15 protein-coding genes are annotated in these 17,416 nt (G+C 72.0%); 3 read left to right on the top strand and 12 right to left on the bottom strand.

Translation table 11 applies throughout. From position 1 onward, the window contains the following. Positions 1-37 precede the first annotated feature (37 nt). From OG994_RS03410 to OG994_RS03390, 5 genes are read right to left on the bottom strand one after another with little or no spacing between them, the layout of a single operon-like run. Positions 38-970, bottom strand: coding sequence for a carbohydrate ABC transporter permease (locus OG994_RS03410; protein WP_120326645.1), 933 nt, complete (start codon positions 968-970; stop codon positions 38-40). A 14-nt stretch (positions 971-984) separates the two neighbouring features. Continuing rightward, positions 985-1,896 carry a carbohydrate ABC transporter permease gene (locus OG994_RS03405; protein ID WP_120326646.1) on the bottom strand — a complete coding sequence of 304 codons (912 nt, stop codon included), beginning with the start codon at positions 1,894-1,896 and terminating at the stop codon, positions 985-987. A gap of 33 nt (positions 1,897-1,929) precedes the next feature. Continuing rightward, positions 1,930-3,363: an N-acetylglucosamine/diacetylchitobiose ABC transporter substrate-binding protein gene (gene ngcE / locus OG994_RS03400; protein ID WP_120326647.1), complete on the bottom strand. Its 1,434-nt coding sequence runs from the start codon at positions 3,361-3,363 to the stop codon at positions 1,930-1,932. Positions 3,364-3,389: 26 nt separating this feature from the next. After that, on the bottom strand, positions 3,390-4,139 hold the full coding sequence (locus OG994_RS03395) for an SIS domain-containing protein (RefSeq protein WP_328852152.1): 750 nt from the start codon (positions 4,137-4,139) through the stop codon (positions 3,390-3,392). Continuing rightward, a complete protein-coding gene (locus OG994_RS03390; RefSeq protein ID WP_120326649.1) occupies positions 4,136-5,098 on the bottom strand; it encodes a MurR/RpiR family transcriptional regulator in 963 nt (320 codons plus the stop codon). Before OG994_RS03390 ends, OG994_RS03395 begins: the two co-directional genes overlap by 4 nt. Positions 5,099-5,289: 191 nt before the next feature. Here OG994_RS03390 and OG994_RS03385 point away from each other — a divergent pair, with 191 nt between their 5' ends. Continuing rightward, a complete protein-coding gene (locus OG994_RS03385; protein ID WP_328853651.1) occupies positions 5,290-6,279 on the top strand; it encodes an N-acetylglucosamine kinase in 990 nt (329 codons plus the stop codon). Between the two features lie 228 nt (positions 6,280-6,507). On the opposite strand, the gene OG994_RS03380 is transcribed toward OG994_RS03385, so the two are convergent. The 5 genes from OG994_RS03380 to OG994_RS03360 all read right to left on the bottom strand — a co-directional run bounded on the left by OG994_RS03380 (position 6,508) and on the right by OG994_RS03360 (position 12,840). Next, the gene (locus tag OG994_RS03380) at positions 6,508-7,416 is read right to left on the bottom strand and encodes a carbohydrate ABC transporter permease (protein ID WP_120326650.1); all 909 of its coding nucleotides are present in this window, start codon (positions 7,414-7,416) and stop codon (positions 6,508-6,510) included. Continuing rightward, the gene (locus OG994_RS03375; protein WP_120326651.1) at positions 7,413-8,321 is read right to left on the bottom strand and encodes a carbohydrate ABC transporter permease; all 909 of its coding nucleotides are present in this window, start codon (positions 8,319-8,321) and stop codon (positions 7,413-7,415) included. Before OG994_RS03375 ends, OG994_RS03380 begins: the two co-directional genes overlap by 4 nt. Positions 8,322-8,388: 67 nt before the next feature. Then, positions 8,389-9,804, bottom strand: a complete 1,416-nt coding sequence (ngcE, locus tag OG994_RS03370; protein ID WP_120326652.1) for an N-acetylglucosamine/diacetylchitobiose ABC transporter substrate-binding protein — start codon at positions 9,802-9,804, stop codon at positions 8,389-8,391. A gap of 250 nt (positions 9,805-10,054) precedes the next feature. After that, positions 10,055-11,545 (bottom strand): CoA-acylating methylmalonate-semialdehyde dehydrogenase, encoded by a 1,491-nt coding sequence (locus tag OG994_RS03365; protein ID WP_328852151.1) that lies wholly within the window; start codon positions 11,543-11,545, stop codon positions 10,055-10,057. Beyond that, complete coding sequence (locus OG994_RS03360) at positions 11,542-12,840, bottom strand: aspartate aminotransferase family protein (RefSeq protein ID WP_328852150.1); 1,299 nt, start codon at positions 12,838-12,840, stop codon at positions 11,542-11,544. The genes OG994_RS03365 and OG994_RS03360 overlap by 4 nt, the downstream gene beginning before the upstream one ends. A gap of 244 nt (positions 12,841-13,084) precedes the next feature. Here OG994_RS03360 and OG994_RS03355 point away from each other — a divergent pair, with 244 nt between their 5' ends. Continuing rightward, complete coding sequence (locus tag OG994_RS03355; RefSeq protein WP_328852149.1) at positions 13,085-14,134, top strand: hypothetical protein; 1,050 nt, start codon at positions 13,085-13,087, stop codon at positions 14,132-14,134. A gap of 100 nt (positions 14,135-14,234) precedes the next feature. Here the strand turns inward: OG994_RS03355 and OG994_RS03350 are convergent, their stop codons facing one another. Next, entirely contained in the window at positions 14,235-14,600 is a 366-nt protein-coding gene (locus OG994_RS03350) for a PH domain-containing protein (RefSeq protein WP_328852148.1), read from the bottom strand. Between the two features lie 13 nt (positions 14,601-14,613). Next, positions 14,614-15,960, bottom strand: coding sequence for a UDP-N-acetylmuramoyl-L-alanine--D-glutamate ligase (gene murD / locus OG994_RS03345; RefSeq protein ID WP_120326656.1), 1,347 nt, complete (start codon positions 15,958-15,960; stop codon positions 14,614-14,616). Between the two features lie 103 nt (positions 15,961-16,063). On the opposite strand from murD, the gene OG994_RS03340 reads away from it, so the two are divergent. Continuing rightward, the gene (locus OG994_RS03340) at positions 16,064-17,416 is read left to right on the top strand and encodes a hypothetical protein (protein ID WP_120326657.1); all 1,353 of its coding nucleotides are present in this window, start codon (positions 16,064-16,066) and stop codon (positions 17,414-17,416) included.

Raw genomic sequence — 17,416 nt, 5'->3', positions numbered from 1 at the left:
CCCTCCCGCGCACCGGGCGCGGAGAGGGGGCCTCGACTCACTTCACGGCGCCGGAGGTGAGTCCGGACTGGATCTGCCGCTGGAAGATCGCGTACACGATGATCATCGGCAGGATGGAGAGGGTCAGCGCGGCGAAGAGCGCCGCCCAGTCCGCCTCGTAGCCGGCCGAGGTGGAGATGCTGGCGATGCCCTGGGTGAGCACCCACTTGGCGTCCGCGCCCTGGCCCTGCATGAGCGCCACCGGCAGCAGGTACTGGTTCCACTGACCGATGATGTTGAAGATCGCGATGCTCACCAGGCCGGGCCGGGCCATCGGCACCATGATCTGGAAGAAGAGCCGGGTGTGCGAGGCACCGTCGATCATCGCGGCCTCCGCCACCGACTGCGGCAACGTCTTGAAGAAGGCGGCCAGGAAGAAGACGGTGAACGGCAGGGAGTACGCGATGTAGACCAGGATCAGCCCGGTGTACGTGTTGAGCAGCCCCAGGTTGTTGACGATCAGGAAGAGCGGCACCAGGGCGAGGAAGACCGGGAACGCCAGGCCCGAGACGAACAGGTAGTAGATCACCCGGTTGCCGGGGAACGGGTACCGGGCCAGCACGTACGCGGCCATCGCGCCGAAGAGCATGGTGCCGGCCGTGCTCAGCGACACCACGAGGACGCTGTTGAGGAAGTACCGCCCGACGTTCGCCTCGGTCCACGCCCGCGCGAAGCTGTCGAAGCTGAACTCCTTCGGCAGCGCGAAGGGGTTGCCGAGGAAGATCTCGGTGTTGCTCTTGAACGAGGCCAGGATGGTCCAGAGCAGCGGCGCGATCACCAGGATCGCCCACACCGCCAGGGCGACGTGCCCGAGGCCGCTGAGCAGGCCGACCTCCCGGCGCCGCTGGACGGCGGGCGTGCCGGCCCTGGTGCCGGCCTTCCCGGTGCCGGCCGGGGCCACCGGTGCGCTCGGTGCCATTTCTGTGGTCATCTGCGGACCCCGCCTTACAGCTCGATCGTGTCACGCCGGCTGACGCGCAGGGTGAGCGCCGCGAACGTGATCGTCAGGAAGAACAGCGCCACGCCCATCGCCGACGCGTAGCCGAACTGGGAGTAGCTGAACGCGTTGCGGTAGATCTCCATGCCGAGCACGGTGGTCGCGCCGTCCGGCCCGCCCTGGTCCACGGAGAGCACCTGCACGATGGCGAACGCGTCGAACGCCGCGATGCCGAGGTACACCCAGGCCACCTGGAGGGTGTCCCAGAGCAGCGGCAGCGTGACCCGGAAGAACATGGCGGCCCGGCCCGCGCCGTCGATGGTGGCCGCCTCGTAGATGTCCTTCGGCACCGACGCCATGCCGGCGGAGAAGAGCACCACGTAGAAGCCGACCGCCTGCCACACGAGCACGCCGATGATCGACCAGAGGGCGATGTTCGGGTTGGCCATGAACAGCACCGGGTCGATGCCGAACAGACCCAGCGCGCCGTTGAGCAGGCCGCTGTCGTCCGGGGCGTACACCCGGCTGAAGATCACGCCGACGATGACCACGGCCAGGATCTGGGGGAAGAAGAACACCACCCGGTAGAACTTCGACCCCCAGACCCCGGTCATGACGCCGCCCCGGCTCCCCCCGCCCACGTTGAGCATGAAGGCGAAGAAGAGCGCGATGGCGATGGTGAGCAGCGGCATGGCGAGCAGCAGGAGCCCGTGGTGCCGGATCGCCTTCCAGAAGATGTCGTCGGACAGCAGCCGCTCGAAGTTCTCCAGTCCGATGAACTTCGGGTTGGCGCTCACTCCCCGCCAGTTGGTGGTGGCGAGATAGAACGCCTGGGCGTACGGCCCGATGACGAAGGTCACGTAGATCGCGACCGGGATCGCCAGGAAGCCGATGATGAACGGGTACCTGCCGTGCCGCATTGTTGCCGCCTCCGCTCGTGTCCTACCGGCGACTCAGCGCTTGAACTTCTCGATGGAGGAGTCCTTCTTCACCGCGTCGGCGGCCTTCTGCATGCGCTCGCAGAACTTGTCGGCGGTGCCACCGTTGAACATCAGCTCGTTGGTGGCGGCCCGGCACTCGTCGTCGAGCTTCTTGTACCAGGTGTCGAAGCGGTAGGCGAAGTAGTCGCTGCCCGCCGCCGAGAGCATCTGGTTGCCGCTGGTGAGACCGGGCGAGATCTCCATGCCGTCGACCGCGCCCTTGACCACCGTGAGCACCTTCGTGAGCTCGGTGAAGCCCCGGGCGCCGTCCTTCGAGAGCATGTGCCGCAGGTACTCCATGCCACCCCGGGGATTCTTCCCCTTCGAGGCGACGAAGTACATCTCGCCGGCCGCCGCGTAGATCGCGGTCTGCGGCAGCTTGTCGGCGGCGGTGACGCTCGGCGTCGGCATGACGGCGTACTTGAATCCGGGCGGGGTGTCCTTGGCCTGCTCGTTCTCGAGCCACGACCCGCTCGGGTAGAACGCCACCTTGCCCTGGTTCTGCTGGAGCTGGACCTCGGTGTGCTTGAGGCCCAGGTGCGCCTTGTTGCCGTACTTGGCGCCGATCTCGGCCCAGGCCGCCGCGGCCTGCTTGACCGGCTCCGCCTGCCAGGCGCCGTCCTCCAGGTTGTCGATGTTCTTCAGCACGTCCGGCCCGCCGATCTTGGCGGCGCTGGTCAGGATGACCAGGTACTGGTAGTACGAGGCGTTCGCCCCGGCGTACGAGTACGGGGTGATGCCGGCCGCCTTGATCTTGTCGCAGAGGGCGGTGAACTCGGCCCAGGTCTTGGGGGCCGTCCAGCCGTTCTTCTCGAACAGCGCCGCGTCGTACCAGAGGCCGAAGACGGTGAAGGCGTAGTTCAGCACGTACGGCTTGCCGTTGAACGTGCCCTGCTCGACGGTGCCCGGGATGAGGGTGTCCTTGACCTTCGTGTTCGGGTCGTGCAGCGACGGCGCGTCGAACAGCTCGGTGAGGTCCTGCACCTGGCCGGCCTGCACGAGCGCGCCCTGGTCCATCAGCTTCGAGCCGGCGTTGTTGACCATGTCCGGCGGGGTGTTGCTGGTGAACCGGGGCTGCAGGACGGTGGCGACCTCCTCCGTCTGGGAGAACTTCACCTCCGCCTTCGGGAACTTCTTCTTGTACGACGGGATGTGCACGTCGGTGGCGTACTTCGTGCCGAGGCCACCGTTGAAGATGACCACCTCCAGCGGCGCGTCCTCCTTGACGCCCAGCGGGTTGTCGGCGGACTTCTCGCCGGCCGCCTGCTCGGTCGGCTCGTCGTCGCCACCGGCCACGCACGCGCTCAGCAGCCCGGCGGCGGGGGTGGCGAGCAGGCCCGCCGCGGCGGCCCGGCGCAGCACGGTCCGGCGGCTCAGCTCTGCCGGGTTCTCGGGGGTAACGGACATCGTCGTCTCTCCTTGTGAGATTCGGGTCAGGCGGTCCGCCGGAGGCGCCCGGCGTACCGCGACTCGAGGGCGAGGTTGTGCTCGTCCCCGCCGGGGACGTTGGCGGAGAGGTAGATAGGGGGTACCTCCCCGGCCTGGTGGAACCGTCGTACGACCTCCGCGGTCAGCAACTGCGCCAGCAGCGCGGTGGTGACCGAGGAGACCGCACAGACCGCGCCGCCGCCCTCGAGCGGCAGCAGTGCGTCGCCGTACGGCGCGCCGTTGTCCAGCACGACGTCGGCGAGGTCGGCGAGCCGCCGGCCGGACGGGTGCCGCGGGGCGACCCGTGCGGTGTGCTCGACCGAGGTGACCGCGATCAACGGATGACCGCGCCCGGTGACCAGCGTCGCGAGCTCGACGACCGAGCCGTTGATGCCGGACTGGGACGCCACCACGAACACGTCCCGCGGCTGGGGTGCCGCGAGGGCGTAGATCTGGTGGGCGATGGAGGGGTCGCGCTCCAGCTTCGGGTCCGCGAGCACGTCGCGCGGCGCGTCCCCGTGGAGCACCAGGTCGTGGACCGAGAGCCGGTTGCTGGGGACCAGCCCGCCGGCCCGCGCGACCAGTTCGGCGGCGAACGCCTCGGAGTGGCCGGCGCCGAAGGCCTGGAGCACCCCGCCGGCGCGCAGGCTCGCGGCGATCAGGTCGGCGGCCCGGGCGATCGCGTCGGCCTGGGTGTCGACCAGCCGGTCGAGCACCGGCCGGACGGTGTCCGCGTAGCGCTGAGCGCTGATCACGAGGCGGCTCCCTTCGCGGCCTTGTGCCCGTCCACGGCCTGCGCGGTACGCCGGAAGGCCGCGTGGGCGCGGTCGTGGGTCCGCTGGGCCACGGCGATGTAGAGCAGGTCGAGCACGACCAGCTGCGGGTGACGGGCGCTGAGGGCGTCCGGCCGGAAGGTGGTGGCCTGGCTGGCGGTGACGAGGACGATGTCGGCCAGTTCGGCCAGCGGCGAGCGGGGGAAGCCGGTGAGGGCGACCGTGGTGGCGCCGCGGCTGCCGGCCTCGGCCAGCATCTCGATGGTCTCCCGCGTCTGCCCGGTGTGCGAGATGCCGAGCGCCACGTCGCCGGGGCGCAGCAGCGCGGCGGCGGCCAGTCCCTCGTGGACGTCGTTCCACGCCCACGCGGCGACCCCGATGCGGTGGAGGCTGAACTGCATCTCCTCGCCCACCAGGGCGCTGCCGCTGGCGCCGAAGATGTTCACCCGGGAGGCGCCCGCGATGGCCACCGCGGCCCGCTCCACCTCGGCGAGGTCGAGCAGCGCGGCGGTGTCGTGCATGGCGCGGGTGTCCGCCGCCATGATCTGGTCGAGCACCCGGGCGAGGGGGTCGGTGGGCTGGATCTCGCGTCCGATGTCGACGGTCCAGCCGGCGGAGCGGGCGCGGCCGGTCTCCGCGGCGATGCCGAGTCGCAGGTCGGCGTACCCCTCGAAACCCATGGCCCGGCAGAACCGGGTGACGGTCGCCGGTGAGGTGCCGCTCCGCTCGGCAAGCTCGACGATCGTGGAGCGGGCGGCGCTCTCCGGGTCGCTCAGCACGTGCTCGGCGACCCGGCGCAGCGCCCCGGTCAGCTCGCCGAGGCCGGCGCGGACCCGGGCGAGCACGCCGCCGGAGGCGGCACCGAGAGCGGCCCGTCGGTCGGATCCGTCGGCGTCGACCACCGCGGTCCCCGCGGTGGTGTCCACCTCGTGATCAACCATGGGACGCCTTTCCGATAAGACTGTTAACTGTTAGTGGTAAAAGTTCTTACTGAAGGCCCCTCCGTGTCAACGGGCGTGGTCGAAGTTTTCAAACTGTTACCTGGCGCACAGCCCGCCGCGCCGTGCCGACCTTGCCTCGCATCGGCGGGGCGACCAGCATGAATGCGACTTTGATCGAGGAGGTGGCGCCGGTGTCCGGCAGCGTCGTGGTCGGGCTCGACATCGGGGGTACGTCCACCCGCGCCACCGCCCTGACGCTCGACGGGGAGCGGTTGGGCACCGGCCGGGGCGGGGGCGGGAACCCGACCAGCCACGGCGCCGAGCGGGCGGCGGCGGAACTGCTCACCGCGCTGCGCGGGGCGCTCGCCGGGGTCGACCCGGCGCGGGTGCGGGCGGGCGCCATCGGCCTGGCCGGTGCGGGGCGGCTGCTCGCCGACCCGGCCGGGCGCGCCGCCTTCGACCGGGCGTGGCACGACGCCGGGCTGCGCTGCCCGTACGCCGTGCACGGCGACGCCCTCGTCGCGTACGCCTCGGGCACGGCCGCCCCCGACGGCACGGTGCTCGTCGCCGGCACCGGGGCGATCGCCGCCGAGGTACGCGACCTGCGGCTGGACCGCGTGGCGGACGGGCACGGATGGCTGCTCGGCGACGCCGGCTCCGGCTTCTGGCTGGGCCGGGAGGCGGTCCGCGGGCTCCTGGCCGACCTGGACGCCGGCCGCGCGCCCACGCCCCTCGGCCGCCAGGTGCTCACCGACCTGCTCGGCGCCCCCGAGGTGGCCCCCCGCCCCCGCGACACCGTCGACGCGCTGATCCAGGCGGTCACCCGGCGACCGCCCGTCGAGTTGGCCCGGCTCGCGCCGCACGTCGTGGCCGCCGCGCTGGCCGGGGAGCCCGCCGGCGCCGAGCTGATCACCGCTGCGGCCGGTCATCTCGTGGCGAGCGTGAGCAGGATCCGGCCGGCCGGCGCGACGAGCCCGCTCGTGCTCGGCGGCGGGTTGCTGACCGGCGACACCCCGCTCGCCGCCGCCGTCCGGGTCGAGGCGGCCCGGCGCTGGCCGGACGCGCCGCTGCGCTCGGCCGGGGACGGCGCCGCCGCCGCGGCCTGGTTGGCCGCCCGCGACCTGCCCGAGGTGGACGACCCGGTGGCCCTGCACACCCGCCTGGTGCCGACCGCCACCTGACCCCGCGCCGTCCCGGGCGCCACCTGAACCCCGCGCCATCCCGGCGCCGTGCGCACGGCGCCGGGGACTCGCGGGCGATGCGGACGTGGGATCGCGCAGGATCCTGGATGCAGTGCCCTCCGACACGGCGCGAGAGGCCCGTTTCCAGGATCCAGCACGATCTTCCGGCGCCCACCCCGACCGCCCTGGTGGTCAGAAGCGGTCACTCGCGCGCGGATGTGGCCCCGCCTACTTGAGCTGGCCCGCCGTGAGGCCCGCCTGCACCTGGCGCTGGAAGAGCACGTACACCGCGAGCACCGGCAGCGTGGCGATGGTCAGGCCGGCGAAGAGGCCGCTGTAGTCACCCTGGTAGCCCTGGCTGACCGCGAGCGCGGTGAGTCCCTGCGCCAGCACCCACTTGGAGTCGTCACCCTGCATGAGCACCTGCGGCAGGATGAACTGGTTCCACTGGCTCAGGAAGTTGAAGATCGCGATGCTGATCAGTCCCGGTCGGGCCATCGGCAGCATCACCCGGAAGAAGAGCCGGAAGTGGCCGCAGCCGTCGATGAGCGCCGCCTCGGCGACCGCCGTCGGCAGCGTCCGGAAGAACGCCGTGAGGAAGAAGACCGTGAACGGCAGCGAGTACGCCGCGTACACCAGGATGAGCCCCGTCCACGTGCCGAAGAGGCCGGCGTTGCGCACCACGAAGAACAGCGGCACGAGCGCCAGGAAGACGGGGAACATCATCCCGCCGACGAACAGGTAGTAGACGACCTGCCGGCCGCGGAACTCGTACCGGGCGAAGACGTACGCGGCCGTGGCGCCCAGGAGCATGGTCAGGGTCAGCGACCCGGCCACCACGATGGCGCTGTTCAGGAAGTACCGGCCGATGTGCGCCTCGGTCCAGGCCCGCGCCCAGTTCTCGAACCGCAGCGCGCCGGGCAGCCCCCACGGGTCGGACAGGATCTCCCCGTCGCTCTTGAACGAGCTGAGGAACATCCACAGCAGCGGCAGGACGGTCAGGGCGCCCCACACCAGCAGGAACCCGTGCGAGAAGACGTTGGCGGCACCGGTCTCGCGGCGGGGCTTCCGGTCCCGCGACGCCCGGCGGTCACCCGCCGCGGTGCCCTCGGACGCGGGCTTGTCGAGAATGGTCACGAGTACTCGATCCGATCACGCCGGGCGGCCCGCAGCGCCAGCACCGCCACCGACAGGGTCAGGAAGAACAGCACCACGCCGATCGCGGAGGCGTACCCGAACTTGCTCTCGCTGCCGAACGCCGTCTCGTACATCCGCAGCCCGATGACGTCGGAGGAGAAGTTGGGCCCCCCGTTGGTCATCTGCTGGATGAGGATGAACCCGTCCAGTGCCGCGATCGCCAGGTAGATCCAGGCCACCTGCACGGTGTCCCACAGCAGCGGGATGGTGATCCGCCGCAGGGTGGTCCACCGGGACGCGCCGTCGAGCAGCACCGCCTCGTAGATGTCGCGGGGGATGGCCGACATGGCCGCGCCGAAGAGCACCACGTAGAAGCCGACGTTGGCCCAGACCATCACCGCGAGCACGCACCAGAAGGCCGTCCGGGGGTCGCCCAGCCAGGTCGGGGCGGGCAGGCCGACGGCGCGCAGGGCGCCGTTGAGCAGGCCGCTGTTGGGGTGGTAGACCTCCTTCCAGAGCAGGGCGATGATGACCACCGAGAGCACCTGCGGGAAGAAGTAGACCATCCGGTAGACGGCGGTGCCGCGCACGCCGGTGACCCCCGCCCGGCCCTTGCGGCCACCCATGCTGAGCATCGTGGCGAAGAACAGGCCGAGCCCGATCGTCAGCACCGGCACGATGGCGAGCAGCAGCGCGTTGTTCTTGAGCGCGTTCCACACCCGCCCGTCGTGCAGCAGCGTCTCGAAGTTCGCGAGCCCCACCGGGTCGGCCTCCGCCGAGTAGCCGAGCCAGTCGGTGGTCGAGATCTGGAACGCCTGGAGGTACGGCGACACGACGAAGATGACGTAGAGCAGCACCGGCGGCACGAGGAACGTGACGATCAGCGGGTACTTGCCATGTCTCACGAGGACCTACTCCCGGAAGCGGTGGACCGGTGGGGACGGCGCCGGGCCCGCCCCCACCGGCCGGACGTCACGCGGTCCGCTTGTACTTCTTGATCGAGCTGTCCTGGGCGATCGAGTCGGCGCCCTTCTGGCACTGGTCGAGGAACTCGGCCGGGCCGATGCGGCCGCTGAAGAACTCGCCGCACGCCGCGTCGACGAGCTCGCGCTCCAGCTTCCGGTAGTAGTTGTTGTAGACCCAGTTGAAGCCGTTGCTGCCGGAGGCGTCCAGCGCCTTCACGACGGACGCGAGGCCGAACGGCAGGTCGACGCCCTCGGTGGACCCGGCCACGATGGTGAGGCTGGAGACCTTGCGGGTGAAGTCCTGGGCGCCCTTCTTCGACAGCATGACCCGGAAGTACTCCAGGCCGCCGGCGAGGTTCTTGGCCTTGGCCGGCACCATGAACGGCTCGCCGGCGGTGCCGCGGATCGCCTCGAACGGCAGCTTGTCGCCGCTGCCGAGGCTCGGCGTCGGCTGGATCGTCATGTTGAAGCCCTCGGGGGTGACCTTCTTCTGCTCGCTCTCCAGCCAGGAGCCGCAGGAGATGAAGGCCGCCTTGCCCTGGCACCACGCGGTCTGCGACTGCACGTGGTCCAGGCCCGGCGAACCGTCGAGGATGTACTTGTCCTTGACGATCTGGTGCCACGCGTCGGCGGCCGCCTTCATGGCGTCGGACTTCCACGCGTTCGGCTCGAGGTTGTCGATCGCGGTGGCCACCGACGGCCCGCCGAACTTGATGGCGGTGGCGATGAGCGGCCAGCTCATGTAGCGGGGGTGCTTGCCCGCGTACGTCCAGGGGGCGATGCCCGCGGCCTTGATCTGCTTGCAGAGCGCGATGTGCTCGTCCCAGGTCTTCGCGTACGACCAGCCGCGGTCGGCGAAGAGCTTCGTGGAGTGCCAGATGCCGTACGCGGTGTAGGTGTAGTTGAGCACGAGGAACTTGCCGTCGTACGACCCGACCTCGACGGCGCCGGGCAGGAGGGTGTCCTTCACCGTCTTGCCGGGGATGTCGAGGCTCGGCGCGTTGAGCAGGTCGCCGAGGTCGGCGATGGCGTTCTGGGAGACCAGGCCGTTGAAGTCGATCTGCCCGGCGCCGGAGTTGTTGACCACGTCCGGCGGGGTGCCGTCCACGAACCGCGGCTGGAGCGTCTTGTTGATCTCCTGCGTCGCGGAGTGCTTGATCTCGGCCTTCGGGTACTTCTCCTTGTACATGGCCTCGTGGGCCTTGGCGTACTCCTCGCCGAACCCGCCGTTGAAGATCACCACCTCCAGCGGCGCGTCCTCCTTGACGCCCAGCGGGTTCTGGTCACTCTTCGTGCCCTTGTAGGTGTCGCCGGCGTCGTCGTCGCCACCTCCACCGGTGGCACAGCCGGCCAGCAGACCGGCGGCGGGAGTGGCCAGCAGACCCGCGGCGGCGGTCCGCCGCAGGATGTCACGCCTGTTCATGCTCTCTCCTCGGTTCGGGCCGGGCGGCCGTCGGTTGATGGGGGTGGCGGCCGCCGTACGAGGCGCAGGGGGAACTGTTGATTCTCTTCAGTTCACTCAGTGTTGCTGAAGAATTTCTACGGCAGTGGGGCGCGGACTTCAAGACCTGGGAACCGAACCGTTATCCACCGTCCGTCCACGACATCCTCCGCCGAAACGCGGCCGGGCCCGGTCAGGCGCACCTGACCGGGCCCCGCGCGTCGCGGATCGTTCAGCTCTGGGTGGGGAACCCGAGGTTGACCCCGCCGTGCCGGGGGTCGAGCCAGCGGCTGGTGACCACCTTGGCACGGGTGAAGAAGCGCACCCCGTCCTCACCGTGCGCGTGCAGGTCGCCGAAGAGCGAGGACTTCCAGCCGCCGAACGAGTGGTACGCCATCGGCACCGGGATCGGCACGTTGATGCCCACCATGCCGACCTCCACCTCGTGCTGGTACCGGCGGGCCGCGCCGCCGTCGTTGGTGAAGATCGCCGTGCCGTTGCCGTACGGGTTCGCGTTGACCAGCTCCAGCGCCTCGGCGTACGACCCGACCCGGAGCACGCTCAGCACCGGCCCGAAAATCTCGTCCGTGTAGATCGACATCTCCGGCGTGACCCGGTCGAAGAGGGTCGGTCCCAGCCAGAACCCGCCCGGGTCGCCGTCCGGCTGGACGTCCCGGCCGTCCACCACGGCGACCGCGCCGGCCGCCACCCCCGCCTCCACGTAGGAGCGGACCCGGGCCGCGTGCGCCGCGGTCACCAGCGGTCCCATGTCGCAGCCGCGCCGCCCGTCCCCGGTACGCAGCCCCGCCATCCGCTCGGCGATCCGCGCGACCAGCGCGTCGCCGATCGGCTCCACGGCGACCAGCGCGGAGATCGCCATGCACCGCTCCCCCGCCGAGCCGAAGCCCGCGTTGACCGCCGCGTCGGCGGCGAGGTCGAGGTCCGCGTCCGGGAGCACCACCATGTGGTTCTTGGCGCCGCCCAGCGCCTGCACCCGCTTGCCGGCCGCCGTGCCGCGCTGGTAGACGTACCGGGCGATCGGGGTGGAGCCGACGAACGACACCGCCCGCACCTCCGGGTGGTCCAGCAGCGCGTCGACCGCCTCCTTGTCGCCGTTGACCACGTTCAGCACGCCGTCGGGCAGGCCGGCCTCGGCGAACCACTCGGCCAGCAGGAGCACCGCGCTCGGGTCCTTCTCGCTCGGCTTGAGCACGACCGCGTTGCCGCAGGCCACAGCGATCGGCACGAACCACAGCGGCACCATGACGGGGAAGTTGAACGGCGAGATCACCGCGACCACCCCGAGCGGCTGCCGCAGGGTGTACGAGTCGACCTCGGTGGAGACGTTCTCGCTGAACGCGCCGCGCAGCGCCGAGGGGATGCCGCAGGCGTACTCGATCACCTCGAGCCCGCGCTGCACCTCCCCCGCGGCGTCGGCGAGCACCTTGCCGTGCTCGGCGGTGATCACCTCGGCGAGGCGGTCGCGCCGCGCGTGCACCAGCTCCCGGAACGCGAACAGCACGGCGCTCCGCTTCGCCAGCGACGCGTCCCGCCAGGACCGGGCCGCGCGCGCCGCGGCCTCGACGGCCACCGCCACGTCCGCGGTCGAGGCCAGCGCCACCTCACCGGTACGCCGCCCGGTGGCCGGGTCGAAGACGTCACCGCGCCGCTCCGACGTGCCGACGAACCGCTTGCCCTCCACGAAGTGCCCGATGAGGGTCATGCCGGCACCCCCGCCGCCGTCCGGATCGCCTCGACGAGGATGGCCAGCCCCTCGCGGGCCTCCTCCTCGGTGAGCGTGAGCGGTGGGCCCATCCGGAGCACGTTGCCGTAGAGGCCGCCCTTGCCGACCAGCAGCCCACCCTCCCGGCACGCCTCGAACACGCGGGCGGTCCGGGCCGGATCCGGCTCGGCGCTGCCCGGGTGGACGAACTCGACGGCGAGCATCAGCCCCTTGCCGCGTACCTCGGCCACGCAGTCCAGGTCGGCCACGGCGGCGCGCAGGCCGTCGAGGAGGATCGCGCCGGTGCGGGCGGCGTTGGCCTGCAGGTCGTGGTCGAGCAGGTAGTCGAGCACCGCGTTGCCGGCGGCCGTGGACACCGGGTTGCCGCCGAAGGTGGAGAAGCTGATGGCCGGCACCGACTCCAGCACCTCGGCCCGGCCCACCACGCCGGCGAGCGCGAAGCCGTTGCCGATGCCCTTGGCGAACGTGAGCAGGTCCGGGGTGATCCCGTGCGCCTGGTAGCCCCAGAAGTGCTCGCCCGTACGCCCCCAGCCGGTCTGCACCTCGTCGGCGATGAACAGGATGCCCGTCTCGTCGAGCACCTTCTTCCACGCCGCGAAGAGCCCGTCCGGCGGGTGGACGAAGCCGCCGACGCCCTGGATCGGCTCGGCGATCAGCGCCGCCACGTCCCCGGCCGTCTGGGTGGCGAGCACCTCGCGCAGGTCCTCCACGGCGGCGTCGACCTGCTCGTCGGGGCCCAGCCGGGCGAGCAGGCCGCGCAGCCGCTCGCCGGAGTGCAACCAGGCCACCTGGAGGGGGTTGAGCGGGCTGGCCGACCAGCCGCGGTTGCCGGTGACGCCCATCGCCGCGTACGACCGGCCGTGATAGCTGTTGCGGACGGCCAGGATCTGGTGCGAGCGGCGGTGGTTGGTGGCGACCAGCAGCGCCGCCTCGTTGGCCTCGGTGCCCGAGTTGGTGAAGAAGACGCGGGCGTCCGGGATCCCCGACAGTCGGGCGATCTTCTCGGCCAGCTCGACCTGCTGGCGGATGAGGTAGAGCGTGGAGCTGTGCACCACGCCGGTACGCAGCTGCCGCTCGACCGCCTCGCGGACCTCGGGGATGTCGTAGCCGAGCATGGTGGTCAGGACCCCGCCGAAGAAGTCCAGATAGGTGCGGCCCTGGGCGTCGGTCACCCGCCGGCCCGAGCCGGAGACCAGCTCGATCGGTTCGTCGTAGTAGAGCGGCATCCAGGAGGGGAGCACGGCCCGGTGCCGGGCCAACAGATCGCTGGTCATCGTCGCACCCTTCGGTTCGCGGTTATCGAACGCTTTCACCACGCCTGGTCGGGGGCAAGTGTCAGCCTGTAGCGCGAGAGTCCGCCGGGCCTGACAGACCGTCAAGCCGGGAGGGCCGTCGATTCCGCCGTCCGGGACCCGTTCCCGGTGGCGCCGGACCCGTCGTGACCAGCGTTTCCGCGTCACCGGCCGGCACCCTTTCGGTCCGGCCACCCGCTCCCGCGCCGGCCGGTACCATCCGAGCGTGCCCGAGCCCTCCGCCCCGCCGCCGGCCGGGCCCACCGTCGCGCCCGCGTCCATCGTGGTCACCGGCGCGCGGGAGGCGGTGCCGCTGCCGCTGCCGGGCGGGACGCCGCACCCTGACCCGGACGTGATCATTGCGGGCATCGCCGGGTGGGTCGGCTCGGCGCCGCTACGCGGCCTCGTGGCGCGCTTCGGCGGCCGGTGGCCCACCGGCGACCTCGCCGCGGTGCTCGCCGGCCTGGACGACTTCTCCGGCCGGCACTGGGACTTCCGGGGCGGGCGGGAGCGGCCCGAGGCGCGGGAACCGGACCTCCACCCGGCCACCGCACGCCAGGTGCGGGACTCCGCGGCCGCGCTGGGCCTGGTCCGCGCCGTGCCGCCGGCCCTGGGCCGGTACGCCCACGTGGTCGTGCTCGGCGGGCTGGCACACGCCTGTCTGCGCCGGGTCGCGTACGCCGCCCACCTGCTGCGCCGGGGCGTGCGGGTGGCCGGTGAGGTGGCCGTGCTGGGCAGCTTCCGGCCGCTGTCCGACGCCGAGCGGCGGACACTGGCCGGCGCCGGGGTCGACGGCGGCGACACCGAGGTGGACGCGCTCGACGCGGCCGTCCGGCTCGCGTTCGGGGTGACCCGGCCGGCCGAGGAGGACGGGCGGGACGCCGGGCACCCGCACCACTCCTGGTCCTCCCGCACCTACCGGCCCGCCGGCGCGCCGCCGGTGCGGGTGCTGGCCGCGCCGTCCAGCGAACCGGAACGCCGTCGCGCCCACACCGCCGACACCCAGCGCTTCTGGGCCGGGCACGCGCGGCTCGCACCGGCCGACGAGGTCCTGCTGGTCACGGCACCCATCTACGTGCCGTTCCAGCACTGCGACGCGCTGCGGACGCTGGCCGTGCCGTACCGCTGCGGGATCGACACGGTGGGCGTCGACCCGGCGCTGCCCGACCTGACGCGCCTGCCCGAGCCGGCGCTCACCCCCGGCCGCTACCTGCAGGAGATCCGCTCGGCGATCCGCTCCATGCGCGCCCTGCACGCCACCGTCGCAGCCGGCTGACGCGGCCGGCCGACGCGGCCGGCTGACGACGGTGGCCGAAGCGGTCGGCGGTCGCGGCCGGGTGGCGGTGTCGGCGGACGCGGCCGGCAGGCGGTTCCGGTCAGCGGAACCGGGCGCGGGCGACGGCCCGCGACACCCCGTCCGGATCCTCCACTTCGAGCACCAGCCGGTCGTACGGCTCTCCGTCCAGCTCGACCAGCAGCACCCGCTCGGCGCGATGCACGCACCAGAACGAGCGGCCGGTGGAACGGGAGACGAAGGTGCCCACGCGCAGCACGCCGGGCAGGTGGGCGCCCGGCAGCCGCCAGCCGCCGCCCCGCGCCACCGCCTCGTCGCGGGACACCGCTCGCACCCCGGTGACCGCGGCCGTGGGCACGACCACGCCGGCCGACAGGGCCCAGAGCCGGTCCATCCCGCTCAGCCGTACGACGAGCCGCTGGGGGTCGACCGCCAGGTGAACCGCCACGATCCGTCCCCGCTCAGCCGGCGGTGTCGCGGACGGCCTGGGCGAAGACCTCCGAGCGGTGCTCGAAGTTGCGGAACCGGCCGTAGCTCGGCGCCGCCGGCGAGAGCAGCACCACCCCGCCGGGCGGCGTCAGCTCCCGGGCCAGCCGCACCGCGTCCACCAGCTCGTCGACCACCTCGGTGCGGACCTTCGGCAGCCCGGCGAGCACCTCGACGATCCGGCGGCCGCTGTCGGGGATGCCGATGACGGTGATCTCGCGCTCGGCGAGGTGCTCCCGCAGCGGGGAGTAGTCCAACCCCCGGTCGGTGCCGCCGACGATCACCGTGAGCGGCCGCCCCTCGTACGCGTCGATGGCGTGCATGGCGGCGTACGGGCTGGTGGCGAGCGTGTCGTCGACGAACGTCAGCCCCGACGGGTCGACGATCTCGGTGAGCCGGTGGGCGAGCCCCTGGAAACCCGCCACGGCCACGGCCAGGGTGTCGCGCCGGTCGACCACGTCCACGCCGAGCGCGTCGAGCACGGCCAGCGCCACGCAGAGGTTGCCCTCGTTGTGCCGGCCCACCAGCGGCAGCACGGCGCGCGGGAAGAGCGGCTCGTCGGCGAGGTGGAACCAGGGCGTCCCGTCCGGGCCGCTCGCGACGTGCACGCTGTCGGGCCGCCCGGCACGGACGGCCGCCCGGTCGCCCAGTTCGACGGCGAGGCGCGGGTCGTTGCCGTTGACCACCACGGTCCGCGGCCCGTACGCGATCAGGTTCAGCTTGTCCCGGTAGTACTCGGCCTCCCCGCCGTGCGCGTCGAGGTGCTCCGGGAAGAGGGCGGTGACCACCGCGACCCGCGGTGAGTCGGTCAGGTCGCTGCACTGGTAGCTGGACAGCTCCAGCACGTACAGGTCGGCCTCGGGCAGGTCCAGCGTGGGCACCCCGATGTTGCCGCCGAAGACGTTCGGCCGGTCCACGGCGTTCAGCAGGTGGCTGATGAGGCTGGACGTGGTGCTCTTGCCCTTGCTGCCGGTGACCCCGACGGTCCGGTCGGCGTGGTCGGCCATCCAGAGCGCCGTACCCTGCGTGATCGTGACGCCGCGGCGCCGCAGCTCGACCAGCCACGGGTGGGTCTGCGGCACCCCCGGCGAGCGGACCACCACGTCGGCGGCGGCCAGCCGCTCGAAGCCCTCCTCGCCGGTGACCAGCGGCGCCGCCTCGGCCAGCGGCCCGTCCCAGGGCAGCGAGAGGAAGTTGGCGCTGTCGTCGACGGCCACCAGCCGCGCCGGCCCGTGCGCGGCGATCGCGGTCACGGCCGCCCGGCCCTCCCGGCCGGTGCCCCAGACGGCGACGGAACGTCCGCGCAGGTCAGACAGGCGCACAGGTGATCTCCTCCGGAGCGGGACGGTACAGGACGGAGCGGGTGCCGCGGCGCGGTCCGGCACAGCCGGGCACGGCCGGACGAACCAGGGCCTAGTATGGCGTGTGCGCTACGAGCAACTGCGGCGGATGGACGCCTTCGCATTCCCGTCCTACTCGATCGACCTCTCGACCGGCGAGGCGTTGTTCGACTACGCGCTGACCGGTCCCGCCGGTGAACAGCGGTTCACCGAGGTGGTCACGTTCCCGCTGCCCGAGGCGCCGCCGTCGGATGAGACGGTCGCCGCGCTCGGCCGCGTCCTGGAACTGCTGCACGTCGTGGCCGGGGTCAGCTACTACAAGGTCGCCGCGCCGGGCCGGCTCGTGCTGCCGGCGCCGCTGGGGCCGGCCGCCACCGAACTGGTGACGGCCGTCTACACGAAGGGCCTCGGGGAGTACGCGTACCGTAACCAGCTGCCGCACGTGCTGGACCTCACGCCGGAGGTCCCGGACGGGTCGGTCAAGCCGCCGGCGCCGCTGGACAACTCCGACCGGCGGCCGCTGTCGGCCGTCGGGGGCGGAAAGGACTCGATCGTCACGCTGGAGGCGCTGCGGCGCGCCGGCTTCGACCCCGTGCCGTTCTCGGTCAACCCCAACCACGTGATCGTGTCCGTGAACGAGGCGTCCGGGCTCGCCCCGCTCGCGGCCCGCCGGCGGATCGACCCGGTCCTGTTCGAGCTGAACGCCGCCGGCGCCCGCAACGGGCACATCCCGGTCACCGCGATCAACTCCCTGATCGCCGTCGCCACCTCGGTGCTGCACGGGCTCGGGCCGGTGGTGATGTCCAACGAGCGCTCCGCGTCCGACCCGAACCTGATCTGGAACGGTCACGAGATCAACCACCAGTGGTCGAAGGGGGTCGAGGCGGAGGGTCTGCTCCGGGCGGCGCTCACCGAGCACGCGGGGCTCGCCGAGCCGTACTTCTCGCTGCTGCGACCGCTGTCGGAGCTGCACATCGCCCGGCTGTTCGCCGGCATCGACCGCTACGACGACGTGGTGACCAGCTGCAACGCGGCGTTCAAGCTGCGCGACGCGAGCGAGCGCTGGTGCCGGGACTGCCCGAAGTGCCGGTTCGTGTTCCTGGCCCTGGCGCCGTTCATGTCGCGGGAGCGGATCACCCACATCTTCGGCGGTGACCTGCTCGCCGACGAGGCCCAGATTCCCGGCTACCGGGAGCTGCTGGGCGTGGACGGGCACAAGCCGTTCGAGTGCGTCGGCGAGGTGGAGGAGTCGGTCGTGGCGTTGAGCCTGCTCGCCGAGCAGGACCAGTGGCGCGACGCCCCGGTGGTGCGCGCCCTCGTGGACGCCGTACCCGAGACGGCCTGGTCGACGGTGGCCACCTCGGACGTCTTCACCCCGGGCGGCGGCCCGAGCCACGTGCCGCCCGCGTACGCCAAGGCCCTGACAACCCTGACCTGA

Source organism: Micromonospora globbae (assembly GCF_036184225.1).
GTDB classification, from domain to species: domain Bacteria; phylum Actinomycetota; class Actinomycetes; order Mycobacteriales; family Micromonosporaceae; genus Micromonospora; species Micromonospora globbae.
The sequence above is the reverse complement of the archived record's forward strand: the minus strand, read 5'-3'. Positions and strand labels throughout refer to the sequence as shown.